Origin of the sequence: Pseudomonas viridiflava (assembly GCF_001642795.1) — a bacterium.
Taxonomy (GTDB): Bacteria; Pseudomonadota; Gammaproteobacteria; order Pseudomonadales; family Pseudomonadaceae; genus Aquipseudomonas; species Aquipseudomonas viridiflava.
The window spans coordinates 33,845-49,523 of the sequence record NZ_LKEH01000032.1 but is presented as its reverse complement, the minus strand read 5'-3'; the positions used below and the strand labels follow the sequence as shown (position 1 = coordinate 49,523).

Below are 15,679 nucleotides of genomic sequence, written 5' to 3'. Positions count from 1 at the left end.
CACGCGGAGCGTAGGAACGATCAGCGTGATCTCAAGCACGCCGATCATGCCCATGCTTGCGCTCAGCGTTACACCCGCGTCTTGCTGCGACCACGGACTGTGGGAGGCGGCTTGCCGGCGATGCTTTTTCTGAAGCGACCTATCAGTGACTGAACTGACGCCATCGCCGGCAAGCCGCCTCCCACGGGGTATGCATTCAGTCAGACACTTTCGTTTTGGCCCCGTTTTGCGCGTCTTGCGGACTTGTGCATAGCGATGAACGCTCTGCGTGGAAACGCCTTTCGAAACCCTCCGCGTCCAGCTGCGTCACGCCATACATAACCGTTTAAAACTATTACCCTTTTCCCGCTGTCTCTGAATTATCGCCCTTCAGAGCATTTTCAACCGCATGAGCAGACCCAACGATTTCGCTCAGCGATGGTTTCGGGCCCGAGGCTGGAAGGCGTTCGCGTTTCAAAAGGAAGTCTGGGCAGCCGTGAAACAGGGCGAGTCCGGCCTGCTGCACGCCAGCACCGGCTCGGGCAAGACTTATGCGGTGTGGTTCGCGGCCCTTAACCGCTTCGCCACCACCAAAACCCCGCCCGAAGACAAACCCCGCAAGAAAAAGCCGCCCGCCGCACCATTGAGCGTCATGTGGATCACGCCCATGCGCGCACTGGCTGCGGACACCGCACGTGCACTGGAAGCTCCGTTGGGCGAGCTGGACATCAACTGGTCTGTGGGTCTGCGCACCGGCGACACCAGCAGCAGCGAACGTGCCCGACAAGGGCGTCGTCTGCCATCGGCACTGATCACCACGCCTGAAAGCCTGACCCTGCTGCTGACCCGCGCCGACGCCCAGCCGACGCTTTCCACGTTGCGCATGGTTGTCGTCGACGAGTGGCATGAGCTCATCGGCAACAAACGCGGCGTCCAGCTGCAACTGGCATTGGCCCGTTTGCGCCAATGGAATCCACAACTGATTGTGTGGGGCATTTCGGCCACGCTGGGTAATCAGCAGCACGCACAGGAGGTGTTGCTGGGCGAAGGCGGCGTCACGGTTCAAGGCAAGGTCGTCAAACAGTTGCAGGTCGATACGCTCCTGCCGCCTTCCATTGAGCGCTTTCCGTGGGCCGGGCACATGGGCCTGCGCATGCTGCCGCAGGTGGTGGCGGAAGTGGAGAAAAGCGCCAGTTGCCTGCTGTTCACCAACACTCGCGCACAGTCGGAAATCTGGTATCAGGCGTTGCTTGAAGCGCGCCCGGACTGGGCAGGACTGATCGCCCTGCATCATGGCTCATTGGCCCGCGAAGTGCGCGACTGGGTAGAGCGGGCCTTGAAAGAAGGCTCGCTCAAGGCTGTGGTCTGCACCTCCAGCCTGGACCTGGGCGTGGATTTCCTGCCCGTGGAGCGCGTGCTGCAGATCGGCTCACCCAAAGGCGTTGCACGTCTGATGCAACGTGCCGGTCGCTCGGGGCACGCGCCTCGCCGCCCTTCGCGCGTCACGCTGGTGCCAACCCACAGCCTCGAGCTGGTGGAAGCGGCCGCCGCCCATGACGCCGTAGCGGCGCGAATGATCGAACCCAGAGAATCGCCTCACCAACCGTTGGATGTGCTGGTGCAGCATCTGGTCAGCGTGGCGCTCGGCGGAGGCTTTGTGCCGGATGAGCTGCTGGCGGAAGTGCGCACAGCCTGGGCGTACCGGGACCTGAGCGACGAGCAGTGGCAATGGGCGCTAGCCTTCGTGCGCAATGGCGGCCACTCACTCACCGCCTACCCCGACTACCGCCGCGCCGAGCCGGACGAACACGGCATCTGGCGCGTGCCCGATGCGCGACTCGCGCGTCGCCACCGGATGAGCGTTGGCACTATCGTCAGCGATGCCACGATCAACCTCAAATACTGGAAGAAAGGTGGCGGCGGCGGTTCGCTTGGCAGCGTCGAAGAAGGCTTCATCGCCCGCCTCAAGCCCGGCGATGGCTTTCTGTTCGCCGGTCGGCTGCTGGAGCTGGTCAGGGTCGAGAACATGACCGCGTACGTCAAACGCGCTACTGGCAAGAAAGCCGCCGTGCCGCGCTGGAATGGTGGGCGCATGCCCTTGTCCAGCGAACTGGCGGACGCCGTGGTGGAGAAATTCGACGCCGCCGCGCGCGGCCACTTTGACAGTCCCGAGATGCAGGCCGTCAAACCGTTGCTGGAAGTGCAGCGCCAATGGTCCGGATTGCCGCAACGCGACACGCTGCTGGCCGAGACGCTCAAGTCCCGTGAAGGCTGGCATCTGTTTCTCTATCCGTTCGCAGGCCGCCATGTGCACCTGGGGCTGGCGAGCCTGCTGGCCTGGCGCCTGAGTCGACACCAGCCGCTGACGTTTTCGATAGCCGTCAATGATTACGGACTGGAACTGCTGAGCGCCAGCGAGCTTGATTGGGCGCAGGTGCTCGATGACGATCTGTTTTCGGAAGTCGATCTGATGGCTGACATTATCGCCAGCCTCAACGCGGGCGAACTGGCGCTGAGACGTTTTCGGGAAATCGCTCGCATCTCGGGGCTGGTGTTTTCAGGCTATCCCGGTGCAGCCAAGAGCAACCGTCAATTGCAGGCCTCCAGCGGCCTGTTTTTCGAGGTTTTCAAGCAGTACGACGCCGGCAACATGCTGTTGACTCAAGCGGAGCAGGAAGTGCTGCGCCAGGAACTGGATCTGGTCCGACTGGAACAGACCCTGCGCCAGATCAACAGCCGCAGGCTCGATCTGCATACGATCAAGCGTGCCACCCCGCTGGCGTTTCCGTTGCTGGTGGAGCGCTTTCGCGAAAGCCTCAGCTCGGAAAAACTGGCCGACCGCATTGCTCGCATGGTGCGCGACCTCGAAAAAGCCGCAGGGCCGGAGCCTGAACGATGAAACCCTGCATGGCCATCACGCTGGCAGACGAGGAATTATGGTTGCTGGCAGACAAGGCCATTTACTACCCGGCCGAACGCGCCCTGCTGATCGCCGACGCCCACTTTGGCAAGGCAGCGGCCTACCGCAAACTGGGCCAGCCGGTGCCGCATGGCACGACCCAGGAGAACCTGCGACGTCTCGATCAATTACTGGATGAGTATCGCTGCGAGCACCTGATCTTCCTTGGAGACTTTCTGCACGCCCCCGAATCACACGCCCTGAGTACGCTCAATACACTGCACGAGTGGAGAGAACGCAGGTCAGGATTGAAGATCACCTTGATCCGCGGCAACCACGACAGGCGCGCGGGAGATCCGCCATCCAGCCTGAAAATCGATGTAGTACCGGAACCGCTGCTGCTCGGCCCCTTCGCCTTGCAGCATGAACCGGACCCGCACGCGACCCACCACGTTCTGGCCGGGCATGTTCATCCGGTCTACCGGCTGCACGGACGGGGGCGCCAGAGCCTGCGGCTGGCGTGCTTCTACCTGGGCGAGCGCATCAGTCTGCTGCCAGCGTTCGGGGAGTTCACAGGGGGCTTCAATATTCAGCCAGCCATCGGCACGACCATTTATGTGACCGGAGACGGCGCAATCTGGCGCGTGGCCTGAGACGAGTCAAATGGCTTGAAAACAAAAACACCCACTGCCTGTCGAAAGGCAGCGGGCGTTCAGGAATCAGGCTACAGGCGCGGGTGGTGGCTTGTCCGGCAAAGTAGGTTCACCGGGCTCCGGCTGTTGCGGGGACGGGGTATCAGGATCCGGTTGACCCGGAACACCGCCCCCCACCATGTTCAATTCGGTGTGAGCCATCAGAGACCAGGCGAGCAGGCCGATCTCGTTGAGCGGAGGAGATGTTTCCTGTTCAGAGGTTTTGAACGTTGTCTTCATAGGTCACTCCTGATCAATGGCCTTCGCCTACAACTGTAAACGAATGCATGTGAGGCAATAGAGTGCGAAAACGAACATTAATTCCATTCAGGGACAGGAAACAACGGCAAAATCAGGTACGTGGCAGTGTGACGCCACGCTGGCCCTGGTACTTGCCGCCACGGTCCTTGTAGGAAACCTCGCACTCTTCGTCCGATTCCAGAAACAGCATCTGCGCCACGCCTTCGTTGGCATAGATCTTCGCCGGCAATGTCGTGGTGTTGGAGAACTCCAGCGTCACGTGGCCTTCCCACTCAGGCTCGAGCGGCGTCACATTGACGATGATTCCGCAGCGCGCGTAGGTGCTTTTTCCCAGACAGATGGTCAGGACGTTGCGCGGAATCCTGAAATATTCGACGGTGCGAGCCAGCGCAAACGAGTTCGGCGGGATGATACAAACGTCGCTCTTGATATCGACGAAGCTTTTTTCATCGAAGTTTTTCGGATCGACAGTGGCCGAATTGATGTTGGTGAAGACCTTGAATTCGTCGGCGCAACGCACATCGTAGCCGTAGCTCGACACACCAAAGGAGATCAGCCGGTTGGCACCTTCGCCACGCATCTGACGCTCGACGAAGGGCTCGATCATGCCGTGTTCCTGCGCCATGCGGCGAATCCACTTGTCCGATTTGATGCTCATGGCGATGTCCTGATTTGCGTGGTGAAAAAGATGTTGGGCATCTTACCGGGCCTGCGCCACGTGTTCAAAGGCAACATATGTATAGCTGGCGAGACCTGAGCCGCCGTTTCGAAGCGAATGGAAATAATCATCAATAGACCATTGGCACGTCCGACAAAAAGGGTTAAGGTGGCGTCACTGTGTTGCTTGTGTCACTGAGAATCTCTACACGATGTTGAATTTCGATCCAACCATCTCCATGAATTTTCCAGCTCTTTGCACTCAGTCTCGGCCAGGGCTCTTCCTACGCCGCAGTTAACTTTGTCCAAGGAGATATACTATGTCCAATCGCCAAACTGGTACCGTTAAGTGGTTCAACGATGAAAAAGGCTTCGGCTTCATCACTCCACAATCCGGTGACGACCTGTTCGTGCACTTCAAAGCTATCCAATCCGACGGCTTCAAAAGCCTGAAAGAAGGCCAACAGGTTTCTTTCATCGCTACCCGCGGTCAGAAAGGCATGCAAGCTGAAGAAGTTCAAGTTATCTAACTTGTACTGATTTGCTTAAAAACCCCGCCCTCAAAAGCGGGGTTTTTTATTGCCTGCGATTCAAGCCAAGGCTTGGCTGTCGATTCGAATGGGGCCGAACGAGCCGACCCACACTCGATATTTTCTTACCGATCAGTCGTCACTGACAGAGATCGTCGGCATGGCCGGACTGGCCGCTTCCTGCAGAACGATTCGCGCGCCGACATGGCGAGCCAATTCCTGATACACCATCGCAATCTGACTCTCCGGCTCGGCAATCGCTGTCGGCTTGCCACCATCGGCCTGCTCGCGAATCAACATCGACAGCGGCAATGAGGCCAGCAACTCGACGTCGTACTGCGACGCCAGCTTCTCGCCACCGCCTTCACCGAAAAGATGCTCGGCGTGTCCGCAATTCGAGCAGATATGCACGGCCATGTTTTCCACGACGCCCAACACCGGAATATTGACCTTGCGGAACATCTCGACGCCCTTGCGCGCATCCAGCAAGGCGAGGTCCTGCGGGGTGGTAACGATGACGGCACCGGCCACCGGGACTTTCTGCGCCAGCGTCAGCTGGATGTCACCGGTGCCTGGCGGCATATCGATAATCAGATAATCCAGGTCATTCCAGGCAGTCTGGGTAACGAGCTGCAGCAAGGCGCCCGAAACCATCGGACCGCGCCACACCATCGGCGTGTTGTCGTCCGTCAGGAACGCCATCGACATGACTTCGATACCGTGCGCCTCGATCGGCACGAACCATTTCTGGTCCTTGATCTTCGGCCGCGTACCTTCAGGGATGCCGAACATCACGCCCTGGCTCGGGCCATAGATGTCCGCATCGAGAATGCCCACCCGAGCACCTTCGCGAGACAGCGCCAGCGCCAGATTGGCTGCCGTGGTGGATTTACCGACGCCGCCCTTGCCCGAGGCAACAGCCACAATATTCTTCACATTGGCCAGACCCGGGATCTGACTCTGCGCCTTGTGGGCGTTGATCACGGTATCGATTTCGACCTTCGCTGCCGAAACCCCGTCGATATTCTCGATCGCGGTCTTCAACACATGCGCCCAGCCGTTCTTGAACAGGTCAGCGGCATAGCCCAGCTCAAGCCGCAGGGTGACGTGCGATCCGTCGATGTCGATGGCCCGCACGCAACCGGCACTGAGCGGGTCCTGATTCAGATAAGGGTCGGTGTACTGGCGAAGAATCGTCTCCACCGTCGCGCGATTGACAGCGCTCATGGGCTCGCTCCGAAAAAAGACTGACTAAAACAGGCGGCTATCCTACCTGTTCTGTCGTGTGCCGACATGGTTTCGCTGCACATCCGGGCGCATTCCCACAGCGGCACGAGGTGAAAAAAATTGCTCAGACCTTTATAGTGGCCGACCTCCGTTCCAATTCAAGTAGCCGAGCCCAATGTCCGAGCCACGCAAGATTCTCGTTACCAGCGCCCTGCCCTATGCCAATGGTTCCATCCACCTTGGCCACATGCTCGAGTACATCCAGACCGACATGTGGGTGCGGTTCCAGAAGCACCGCGGCAACCAGTGCACCTATGTTTGCGCAGACGATGCCCACGGCTCGGCAATCATGCTGCGCGCCGAAAAGGAAGGCATCACGCCTGAACAGCTGATCGCCAACGTCAAGGCCGAGCACAGCGCCGACTTCGCCGACTTCCTGGTGGATTTCGACAACTTCCACTCGACGCACTCGGACGAAAACCGCGAGCTGTCGAGCATGATCTACACCCGCCTGCGCGATGCCGGGCATATCGCCACGCGCTCGATCACGCAGTACTTCGATCCTGAAAAGAAGATGTTCCTGGCCGACCGCTTCATCAAGGGCACCTGTCCGAAATGTGGCACAGAAGATCAGTACGGCGACAATTGCGAAAAGTGCGGTGCCACCTATGCACCCACCGACCTGAAAGACCCGAAATCGGCGATCTCCGGCGCGACGCCCGTGCTCAAGGATTCCAAACACTTCTTCTTCGACCTGCCCGCCTTCGACGCCATGCTCAAGGGCTGGACACGCAGCGGAACACTGCAGGACGCCGTCGCCAACAAGATCGCCGAATGGCTGGACAGCGGCCTGCAACAGTGGGACATCTCCCGCGATGCGCCGTACTTCGGTTTCGAGATTCCTGACGAGCCGGGCAAATACTTCTATGTCTGGCTGGACGCACCTATCGGCTACATGGCCAGCTTCAAGAACCTGTGCGCACGCCGTCCGGATCTGGACTTCGATGCCTATTGGGCCAAGGACGCGACTACCGAGCTGTACCATTTCATCGGCAAGGACATCGTCAATTTCCACGCCCTGTTCTGGCCCGCCATGCTGGAAGGCGCAGGCCTGCGCAAGCCGACCGCCATCAATGTCCATGGCTACCTGACCGTCAATGGTCAGAAGATGTCCAAATCCCGTGGCACATTCATCAAGGCGCGCACCTACCTTGATCACCTGCCCCCTGAATACCTGCGCTACTACTACGCCTCAAAACTGGGCCGTGGCGTGGATGACCTGGACCTCAACCTTGAAGACTTCATCCAGAAGGTCAACTCGGACCTGATCGGCAAGGTCGTGAACATCGCCAGCCGTTGCGCCGGCTTCATTCACAAGGGCAATGCCGGTGTCATGGTGTCTGCCAATGCAGCGCCGGAACTGACCGATGCCTTCCTGGCTGCCGCGCCGAGCATCGCTGATGCTTACGAAGCCCGCGATTTCGCCCGTGCCATGCGCGAGACCATGGCCCTGGCCGACCGCGCCAATGCCTACATCGCCGAAAAGGCGCCCTGGGCGCTGGCCAAGCAGGAAGGCAAGCAGGACGAAGTACAGGCCGTCTGCGCATTGGGCATCAACCTGTTCCGCCAGTTGGTGATCTTCCTCAAACCGGTGCTGCCGAAGCTGGCTGCCGACGCCGAGGCGTTCCTCAACGTCGCACCGTTGACCTGGGATGATCACAAGACACTGCTGGTCGACCATCAGCTCAATCCGTTCTCGGCCCTGATGACCCGGATCGATCCGGTCAAGGTGGAAGCCATGACAGCTGCATCCAAGGAAGATCTGACTGCGAGCGCGACTGATACAGCGCCCCAGGGCAACGGCGAACTGGCCAAGGATCCTCTTTGCGCGGAGATCGACTTCGATGCATTCGCGGCAGTGGACCTTCGCGTCGCATTGATCCTCAAGGCCGAACACGTGGAAGGCGCAGACAAACTGCTGCGCCTGACCCTCGATATTGGTGACGAGCAGCGCAATGTGTTCTCCGGCATCAAGAGCGCTTACCCGAACCCGAGCGAGCTGGAAGGTCGCCTGACCATGATGATCGCCAACCTCAAGCCCCGCAAAATGCGCTTCGGCATTTCGGAAGGCATGGTGATGGCGGCAGGTCCCGGCGGCGAAGAAATCTACCTGCTCAGCCCGGACAGCGGCGCCAAGCCCGGCCAGCGCATCAAGTAACACCCCGCAAAGCCCGGTATCCGTTGATCGTTTACGGATGCCGGGCTTTTGCATATCCGCAAGAATGATCCCCTGATCCCTACTGGCTACAGCCTGGTCCTATCGGCAAGCGCATGAACCTGATCCAGCACATTGACGCCCTTCTTCCGCAGACACAGTGCGGCAAGTGCGGGCACCCCGGTTGCAAGCCTTATGCGCAAGGCATCGCCAGTGGCGAAGCAATCAATAAATGCCCACCCGGTGGTGATGAGACCATTGCTCAGCTGGCCAGCCTGCTGGCGGTTCCGGTTTTGCCGCTGGACACCGAACGCGGATCGGCACCCGCCCAGGTCGCCTTCATTCGCGAAGCCGAATGCATTGGCTGCACGAAATGCATTCAGGCCTGCCCGGTCGACGCCATCGTCGGTGCCGCCAAACTGATGCACACGGTGATCATCGACGAATGCACAGGCTGCGATTTATGCGTGGCGCCCTGCCCTGTGGACTGCATCGATATGCATCCATTGCCTTTGGCGCAGCTCATCCCTGTGGCTGTCATTCCAATTGTGGGCGACGTGACGCTTGATGCGCAGCAGCAACAGGCTCGTTTGCGCAAGCGCGATCATGCCCGACAGCGATTCGAGTCGCGCAATGCAAGGTTGCAGCGCGAGCAGGAGCGACGGCATGCAGAGCGGCTCGCGCGCTCGCAGAAGTCTGCGTCAGGCTCAGAGGCATCCTCAGCCGCAATGCTGCGGGTGCAGACGGCCAAAACGGGTACGGGCGATGAAGCACTCAAAAAGGCGCGAGCCGCCGTTGCCATGAGCCGTGCTCAATTGAACAAATCTCTCAAGGCGTTTGGTCACCCGCCTATCGCCGAACAAGCCGCACGCCTCGTGGTGCTGCAGCAGGAATATGAAGCCGCAGAGCGGACACTGGAAAAGCTTTTGTCGACACAGGATGTGGAACCGACCCGGCCGATCGCGAAGCTCGATGCAAGTGCAGTGAAGCGTGCCAAGATCCAACAGGCGATGGCACACGCAAACCTCAAGAAAGCGCAGGCGGCCAACGCTCTGCCAGAACAACTGGCAAGCCTGGAACAAGCCTTGACGCTGGCCGCTCAAGCGCTTGCGTCAGCAGAACAGGCACTCGCACGGTCTCAGGACCCATCAACCTGAAATAACAGCCATGCTCAGGTTTGGCAACTTGAGCGATACAGTGGCACATTTACTGCGCCGACACCCGTGCTTACCTCATGACCTGCCCCAAGGAACGCTCCGCCCATGAATGCCGCAAAACGCCTGGAAATTTTCCGCAGGCTTCACGAGGATAATCCGGACCCCAAAACCGAGCTGGCCTACACCACGCCGTTCGAGTTGTTGATATCGGTGATTCTGTCGGCGCAGGCAACCGACGTGAGCGTCAACAAGGCGACCGCACGGCTGTACCCTGTCGCCAACACGCCCGAGGCAATTCATGCACTCGGTGTGGAGGGACTGTCCGAATACATCAAGACCATTGGCCTGTATAACAGCAAGGCCAAGAACGTCATCGAAACCTGCCGCCTGCTCATGGAACGGCACAACGGTGAAGTCCCCGAGACCCGCGAAGCCCTTGAAGCGCTGCCCGGTGTAGGACGCAAGACTGCGAACGTGGTGCTCAACACCGCATTCCGTCAGGTGGCGATGGCCGTAGACACCCACATCTTTCGGGTCAGCAACCGCACCGGCATCGCGCCCGGCAAGAACGTCGTCGAGGTCGAAAAGCAACTGATGAAGTTTGTGCCCAGGGGTTACCTCCTGGATGCGCATCACTGGCTTATCCTGCACGGCCGTTACGTATGCCAGGCGCGCAAGCCCCGCTGCGGGAGTTGCCGCATTGAAGACCTCTGCGACTACAAATTCAAAACCTCTGACGATTGATACAGATAGATTCCAGCGAGTGAATCGATTGAAAAAATCTTTTTTACCCGCCACAGCTTTGTCGATATAAGGAGCGCCAATAGAGCCGAAGCCTGGAGTCACTTCATGAGTACTGGCAAAGAGCAATTAGACGTCGAGGATGATTTCGTTGCTGTTGATGCGGACGAAGTCGAGCAGGTGGCCGTGGAGCCAGCAAAGACCAATTTGAGCAAGCGGCGCACCATCGACAATCTTCTGGAAGAACGTCGCTTGCAAAAACAGTTGGCGGACTACGATTTCGATCTGTAGCGCTCGCAGCGGGCAAGGCAGGCCACCGTGTTTAACGTCATGGCGTGAAAGCCCCTCGCGAAGAGAGGCTTTATTTCCGGGAATTCGCGATCGCAGTCAACAATCGATTTATGCCGGGATTATCACCTGAATCCCTGTCATGCGCCGCTTCATACCAATCCATTCCGTTGCGCCAGCTCGATCAGATCGACAAGCGAGTGCGCATTGAGCTTGAGCAGCAGTCGAGTCTTGTAGGTACTCACAGTCTTGTTGCTGAGAAACATGCCATCGGCGATTTCCTTGTTGGTCTTGCCTCTCGCCAGTTGCTGCAGAACCATCATTTCGCGCCCGGACAGGCGATCAACCATTTCCGACTCACTGGCATTACCCATGCTGGATCGAACCGTATGCAGCGCCTGGTTGGGAAAATAGCTGTAGCCCGACAACACCGCCTTGATGGCACTCAACAACTCGGTCAGATCCTGCTGCTTGCAGACATAGCCGGCGGCACCCGCCTGCATGCAACGCATGGAAAAGTGACCGGGAGCCTGTGACGTCAGGATCAGGACCTTGAATGGCAGGGTCATGGCAGACAGCCGGGCGATGACTTCAAGACCGTCGAGTTTGGGGATACCTATGTCGAGGATGACAATATCAGGCAGATGCTCGCGGGCCAGTTGCAGTGCGTCCACTCCATTGTCTGTCTCCGCAATGACCTCATAGCCATGACGCTCCATCAGCATGCGTACAGCAAGGCGAATGACAGGATGATCATCCACGATCAGCACTTTATTCATGGGCAGTCCAATTTTCGCTATTCGAATTTTCAGAGTCAGCACAATAGCTTAGTCGTTTAGTGCTTTGCATGGCGCTCCCCCCCGAGTACCAACACCCAAAGACCGTTCATACATTTACTGCGGAATATTCCTACAAAACTCGAGACGAACGAGCTCTTTCTTATCTTTTTCACAGAGCCTTCCTTATCGGAATTCGATAACAGTATGACTAGCCGGAGCAGCGGAATAGAGCACCTGCGTACCGGACAGGATGTATAGCGAACCCGACCATTAATCGATTCCTGACTGATTGAGCGTCACTTCAATTAAAACCAATCCGCACAGGTCGCCGTAAGATGCCCCCGAACCAGCGCAGTGCCATCATCCAGGGGCAGATGCATTTCTCCTTAGATTTTTGTCTTCTGAAAACGCTTGCGCTTGCAACGTGCCGAACCCTTTACGGCCGTTGATTTCAAGCATGACGATAGCACCTGTTACCGGCTTCCGAACCAGAGCGCCTTTTGGTTGAAAGCAGTGAGACTGGATGTAACAAGACACTACTCTTCGAACCCTGCTCCGCCCGGCCTCCCCTCATCTCCAGATCAATGTCCGGACTCTGTTGAAAATCACACAAAAAAACGATCTTTTTGTATATATATATGTTTGGAGAGGGACCTCACACAAAAACCAGAAACGTCCTACAAACTCCTACTCCTTCTACCCAAGCCTCCCTGACCCAACTGCTTTAACGTCACAGACCTTTACCAATACCCGACAGTAAATCACATAAACAGATGCCATCGCCATTTCTTACAAAAACTTTAGTACTTCTCTTGCCTTTCACATCGAAAATAGCTCATTCGACAGAAAGCTAATACTATATTTTTGCTCAACGCCATAGCAAAACCATCGAAGAGGAAAAATACTACAAAACTCACAGACGGCATCAGAACGCATGTAAGACACTGACTGAACGCCCAATTGTATTCATGTAAAGCGCCACTTTTTCACTTGCAAATCTTATTACCAGTCGTTACTTTTTTAAGAGCAAACTCATTAAAAGGATGATGAAGCCCCTGCAGTACTACTGCAGACGTCGCACAATCCTTCATTAATGACACTTCACACTACATATATAATTCCGTTTATCGAAAGTTGAAGACAACTGAGCGACATGGATAGGGCCTACCCGCAACATCAGCACCTTGATGACACCCACACGCGTCTTGTAACTCGCTGAGTGCGGTCATGTGTATAACCATGTTCAAAAAGGACTTGCCATGAACAAGAAATTTTCACGATCCACGTCAAAAGACCCGACCGGTCTCGACTTGATTGCAGCAGTGGAGGCATTCGTCGCCAAGGGCGGTGTGATCGCGATGATACCTGACAACGAAACTGCAGAAACCACGGGCGGCGTGAAGCCTGACAACAATCCCGTCGTAGAGACTGAAGCAGACGTCCTGTCCAAAGTGGCGCTGTTGAAAAGTCTGGTCGCCAAAGGCGCCGGGTTTTCTTCTCTTCAGTATTCACTCAGAATGAACAGGAAAGACATACGCAAGTTGGCCATTGATCATGGCGTTAAAATAAACTGCAGCCGCCCCGTCGAACACAGGGAACGTGAAAGGCGACATGAGGCAACAGACATTGACGACGTGGTAGCCGGTCATGTCATGCACTATTACAGCCTTGGCTATACCGTGTCCGAAATTGCGCAGGTTCTTGATTTGAGTCTGCGCCAGGTCTTGAACATCGGTAAAGCGTATCGACTTGAATTGAGGCAGGAGCGAAACCCGGACATACCCTAGACGCCGCTGGCCACGCGACAGGCGCCCGCCCGCGGTGGATCGGAACGCCTTCATTGTCAGGAGTCCATCCACGCCATCACCCGGGTGATAGCGGACATAGACAATAACAATACATAGGTAACGCAACCGACGGGCCGAATCGAGTAGAAAACACTTGAAGTTCTTTAATTTGAATGGCGCAAAAAACGATCGCTCATCCCCGAAAAGAAAGTGATTGCCATGATGCAATTATCCATTTGCGTACACCTCTTTTTACAGGAGACTGTCCATGCCCCACCTTGCCCGAATCATGAACCCTATCAGCATCATCGCATTGTTTGCCGGTCTATCGGAAGCCTCGGCGACCGCCGTACTGCCTTACCTGAATAATGAAGACCGACACGTTTATGTCTGGTTTTTGATTGTCTTTCCGTCGTCACTGGTTGTCATGTTCTTTCTGACCATCAACTTCAACCGCAAGGCGCTTTATCCTCCCTACCGCTCAGTCAATCCCGACTTCCCAATTGTTGGAGTGCCGTTCTGCAGGCGTTGTAACGAACCTGTCGGCTCTGCGTGCACACCGTACAACCCCATTGATGACTTTGACAGACCGCACAGCGAATCGCAAAGGAGGCGAAACGGACACCGGACTTCAAACAGGTTTTGCATTGTCGGCAAGCTTGTTCAAGAAAGTCATATCTCGTCTGTCTGGAAGCGACGCTGTTAACTGAACGGCTACACGTGACAGTGGGACCCATTCTTCAGGCACTGGAAGCGATTTCAATTTGACACTTGTGAGGCATAGACCATGTCGGAATTAAAAGAGTATCGAGACATCGAAAAACAGCTCGACCAGCAACTGCAAAAACTTGAGCGTTTCAGAAAAGACAGTCGACTGGCAGACGAATTGGCATTGGAAAGAAAGCTTTCCCTATTGCTTAATCGTTACAGCCTGAAGAAAAAGGAGTTGATCAACTTTTTGAACTCACCTTATGTGCTTTCGAAAAGCTGCGAAGGCGAACAAAAAGCGGCGCATGGAACCAAAGGCGGGAAATCGCACAAGGCAGGAGAAGCCAGGCATTGAATGCCTGCACCGACTGAAGGTTCGGTAGACATATCAGAATGCAGCCCCCGAAAGGGCTGCATTTTCAAGCGAGAGACCGCATCAGAACAGCTTGCGGCCCTTGTTTGCGGCAATACGCATCCGCAGGGCGTTGAGCTTGATGAAGCCGGCAGCGTCAGCCTGATCGTAGGCACCAGCGTCGTCTTCAAACGTCGCGATGTTGGCGTCGAACAGGGAATCATCCGACTTGCGGCCGGTAACGATCACGTTGCCCTTGTACAGCTTCAGGCGCACAACACCGTTCACGTGAGCCTGGGACGCATCGATCATCTGTTGCAGCATCAGACGCTCAGGGCTCCACCAGTAGCCGGTGTAGATCAGGCTGGCGTATTTGGCCATCAGCTCATCCTTGAGGTGAGCGACTTCGCGGTCCAGGGTGATCGACTCGATCGCACGGTGGGCGCGCAGCATGATGGTGCCGCCAGGCGTCTCGTAGCAGCCACGGGACTTCATGCCCACGTAACGGTTTTCCACGATGTCCAGACGACCTATACCGTTTTCGCCGCCGATGCGGTTCAGGGTGGCCAGTACGGTCGCCGGGGTCATTTCAACGCCGTCCAGCGCGACGATGTCGCCGTTGCGGTAGGTCAGTTCCAGATAGGTCGCGACGTTCGGCGCGTCCTCTGGAGACTTGGTCCAGCGCCACATATCCTCTTCGTGCTCGGTCCAGGTGTCTTCCAGCACGCCGCCTTCATAGGAGATGTGCAGCAGGTTGGCATCCATGGAGTACGGGGACTTCTTCTTGCCGTGACGCTCGATCGGAATGCCATGCTTCTCGGCGTAGTCCATCAGCTTCTCGCGCGACAGCAGATCCCATTCGCGCCATGGAGCGATCACTTTCACGCCTGGCTTGAGTGCGTAGGCACCCAGTTCGAAACGCACCTGGTCGTTGCCTTTGCCGGTTGCGCCGTGGGAAATGGCGTCAGCGCCGGTTTCGTTGGCGATTTCGATCAGACGCTTGGCGATCAGCGGACGGGCGATGGAAGTACCCAGCAGGTACTCGCCTTCATAGACGGTGTTGGCACGGAACATCGGGAACACGAAGTCGCGAACGAACTCTTCGCGCAGGTCGTCGATGTAGATTTCCTTGACGCCCATGGCCTGCGCCTTGGCGCGTGCAGGCTCGACTTCCTCGCCCTGACCCAGGTCAGCGGTGAAAGTCACCACTTCGCAGTTGTACGTGTCCTGCAGCCACTTGAGGATTACCGAAGTATCCAGACCACCGGAATACGCGAGAACTACCTTGTTTACGTCCGCCATGCCATCACTCCACCGCGTTGTACGGAAAACCGACGATTCTACCGTTCAAAGCAGGAAATTTACAGGGGGGCGACAGCTTCTGACGACGAGGCGACAGGTTTTGTC

15 protein-coding genes are annotated in these 15,679 nt (G+C 56.9%); 10 read left to right on the top strand and 5 right to left on the bottom strand.

Annotated elements, in window-relative coordinates:
• Nucleotides 1–388: 388 nt before the first annotated feature.
• Together AO065_RS19050 and pdeM are read left to right on the top strand one after the other, a co-directional pair.
• A complete protein-coding gene (locus AO065_RS19050; protein ID WP_054540858.1) occupies nucleotides 389–2,878 on the top strand; it encodes a ligase-associated DNA damage response DEXH box helicase in 2,490 nt (829 codons plus the stop codon).
• Entirely contained in the window at nucleotides 2,875–3,531 is a 657-nt protein-coding gene (pdeM, locus tag AO065_RS19045) for a ligase-associated DNA damage response endonuclease PdeM (RefSeq protein WP_004881884.1), read from the top strand. Before AO065_RS19050 ends, pdeM begins: the two co-directional genes overlap by 4 nt.
• 66 nt (nucleotides 3,532–3,597) lie before the next feature.
• Here pdeM and AO065_RS19040 read toward each other — a convergent pair whose 3' ends face one another.
• Nucleotides 3,598–3,810, bottom strand: a complete 213-nt coding sequence (locus AO065_RS19040; protein WP_004881883.1) for a hypothetical protein — start codon at nucleotides 3,808–3,810, stop codon at nucleotides 3,598–3,600.
• A 112-nt stretch (nucleotides 3,811–3,922) separates the two neighbouring features.
• Nucleotides 3,923–4,489 (bottom strand): dCTP deaminase, encoded by a 567-nt coding sequence (gene dcd / locus AO065_RS19035; RefSeq protein WP_004881882.1) that lies wholly within the window; start codon nucleotides 4,487–4,489, stop codon nucleotides 3,923–3,925.
• A gap of 319 nt (nucleotides 4,490–4,808) precedes the next feature.
• Between dcd and AO065_RS19030 the strand changes: the two genes are divergently transcribed.
• Nucleotides 4,809–5,018: a cold-shock protein gene (locus AO065_RS19030; protein ID WP_002554837.1), complete on the top strand. Its 210-nt coding sequence runs from the start codon at nucleotides 4,809–4,811 to the stop codon at nucleotides 5,016–5,018.
• 132 nt (nucleotides 5,019–5,150) lie between these two features.
• Here AO065_RS19030 and apbC read toward each other — a convergent pair whose 3' ends face one another.
• Complete coding sequence (gene apbC / locus AO065_RS19025) at nucleotides 5,151–6,245, bottom strand: iron-sulfur cluster carrier protein ApbC (protein ID WP_004881881.1); 1,095 nt, start codon at nucleotides 6,243–6,245, stop codon at nucleotides 5,151–5,153.
• Nucleotides 6,246–6,420: 175 nt separating this feature from the next.
• Here apbC and metG point away from each other — a divergent pair, with 175 nt between their 5' ends.
• The 4 genes from metG (at nucleotide 6,421) to AO065_RS19005 (ending at nucleotide 10,649) form a co-directional block, all read left to right on the top strand.
• Entirely contained in the window at nucleotides 6,421–8,463 is a 2,043-nt protein-coding gene (gene metG, locus AO065_RS19020; RefSeq protein ID WP_004881880.1) for a methionine--tRNA ligase, read from the top strand.
• Between the two features lie 113 nt (nucleotides 8,464–8,576).
• Nucleotides 8,577–9,617, top strand: a complete 1,041-nt coding sequence (rsxB, locus tag AO065_RS19015) for an electron transport complex subunit RsxB (RefSeq protein ID WP_004881879.1) — start codon at nucleotides 8,577–8,579, stop codon at nucleotides 9,615–9,617.
• 105 nt (nucleotides 9,618–9,722) lie between these two features.
• Nucleotides 9,723–10,361, top strand: a complete 639-nt coding sequence (nth, locus tag AO065_RS19010; RefSeq protein ID WP_004881878.1) for an endonuclease III — start codon at nucleotides 9,723–9,725, stop codon at nucleotides 10,359–10,361.
• A 105-nt stretch (nucleotides 10,362–10,466) separates the two neighbouring features.
• A complete protein-coding gene (locus AO065_RS19005) occupies nucleotides 10,467–10,649 on the top strand; it encodes a PA3496 family putative envelope integrity protein (protein WP_004881877.1) in 183 nt (60 codons plus the stop codon).
• 149 nt (nucleotides 10,650–10,798) lie between these two features.
• Here AO065_RS19005 and AO065_RS19000 read toward each other — a convergent pair whose 3' ends face one another.
• Nucleotides 10,799–11,425 carry a response regulator transcription factor gene (locus tag AO065_RS19000; protein ID WP_004881876.1) on the bottom strand — a complete coding sequence of 209 codons (627 nt, stop codon included), beginning with the start codon at nucleotides 11,423–11,425 and terminating at the stop codon, nucleotides 10,799–10,801.
• A 1,259-nt stretch (nucleotides 11,426–12,684) separates the two neighbouring features.
• Here AO065_RS19000 and AO065_RS18995 point away from each other — a divergent pair.
• The 3 genes from AO065_RS18995 (at nucleotide 12,685) to AO065_RS18985 (ending at nucleotide 14,275) form a co-directional block, all read left to right on the top strand.
• A complete protein-coding gene (locus AO065_RS18995) occupies nucleotides 12,685–13,212 on the top strand; it encodes a hypothetical protein (RefSeq protein ID WP_004881875.1) in 528 nt (175 codons plus the stop codon).
• Nucleotides 13,213–13,480: 268 nt separating this feature from the next.
• Entirely contained in the window at nucleotides 13,481–13,918 is a 438-nt protein-coding gene (locus AO065_RS18990) for a hypothetical protein (RefSeq protein WP_004881874.1), read from the top strand.
• Between the two features lie 81 nt (nucleotides 13,919–13,999).
• Nucleotides 14,000–14,275 (top strand): hypothetical protein, encoded by a 276-nt coding sequence (locus AO065_RS18985; RefSeq protein ID WP_004881873.1) that lies wholly within the window; start codon nucleotides 14,000–14,002, stop codon nucleotides 14,273–14,275.
• 81 nt (nucleotides 14,276–14,356) lie between these two features.
• Here AO065_RS18985 and AO065_RS18980 read toward each other — a convergent pair whose 3' ends face one another.
• Nucleotides 14,357–15,574, bottom strand: a complete 1,218-nt coding sequence (locus AO065_RS18980) for an argininosuccinate synthase (RefSeq protein WP_004881872.1) — start codon at nucleotides 15,572–15,574, stop codon at nucleotides 14,357–14,359.
• Nucleotides 15,575–15,679 lie beyond the last annotated feature (105 nt).

Excerpts from the sequence above, each read along its gene's own strand:
- AO065_RS18985 (WP_004881873.1), top strand. The coding sequence starts at position 14,000 with ATGTCGGAATTAAAAGAGTATCGAGACATCGAAAAACAGCTCGACCAG.
- apbC (WP_004881881.1), bottom strand. The coding sequence starts at position 6,245 with ATGAGCGCTGTCAATCGCGCGACGGTGGAGACGATTCTTCGCCAGTAC.
- AO065_RS18980 (WP_004881872.1), bottom strand. The coding sequence starts at position 15,574 with ATGGCGGACGTAAACAAGGTAGTTCTCGCGTATTCCGGTGGTCTGGAT.
- AO065_RS19040 (WP_004881883.1), bottom strand. The coding sequence starts at position 3,810 with ATGAAGACAACGTTCAAAACCTCTGAACAGGAAACATCTCCTCCGCTC.
- nth (WP_004881878.1), top strand. The coding sequence starts at position 9,723 with ATGAATGCCGCAAAACGCCTGGAAATTTTCCGCAGGCTTCACGAGGAT.
- AO065_RS18990 (WP_004881874.1), top strand. The coding sequence starts at position 13,481 with ATGCCCCACCTTGCCCGAATCATGAACCCTATCAGCATCATCGCATTG.
- pdeM (WP_004881884.1), top strand. The coding sequence starts at position 2,875 with ATGAAACCCTGCATGGCCATCACGCTGGCAGACGAGGAATTATGGTTG.
- AO065_RS19000 (WP_004881876.1), bottom strand. The coding sequence starts at position 11,425 with ATGAATAAAGTGCTGATCGTGGATGATCATCCTGTCATTCGCCTTGCT.
- rsxB (WP_004881879.1), top strand. The coding sequence starts at position 8,577 with ATGAACCTGATCCAGCACATTGACGCCCTTCTTCCGCAGACACAGTGC.
- AO065_RS19030 (WP_002554837.1), top strand. The coding sequence starts at position 4,809 with ATGTCCAATCGCCAAACTGGTACCGTTAAGTGGTTCAACGATGAAAAA.
- AO065_RS19005 (WP_004881877.1), top strand. The coding sequence starts at position 10,467 with ATGAGTACTGGCAAAGAGCAATTAGACGTCGAGGATGATTTCGTTGCT.
- AO065_RS19050 (WP_054540858.1), top strand. The coding sequence starts at position 389 with ATGAGCAGACCCAACGATTTCGCTCAGCGATGGTTTCGGGCCCGAGGC.
- AO065_RS18995 (WP_004881875.1), top strand. The coding sequence starts at position 12,685 with ATGAACAAGAAATTTTCACGATCCACGTCAAAAGACCCGACCGGTCTC.
- dcd (WP_004881882.1), bottom strand. The coding sequence starts at position 4,489 with ATGAGCATCAAATCGGACAAGTGGATTCGCCGCATGGCGCAGGAACAC.
- metG (WP_004881880.1), top strand. The coding sequence starts at position 6,421 with ATGTCCGAGCCACGCAAGATTCTCGTTACCAGCGCCCTGCCCTATGCC.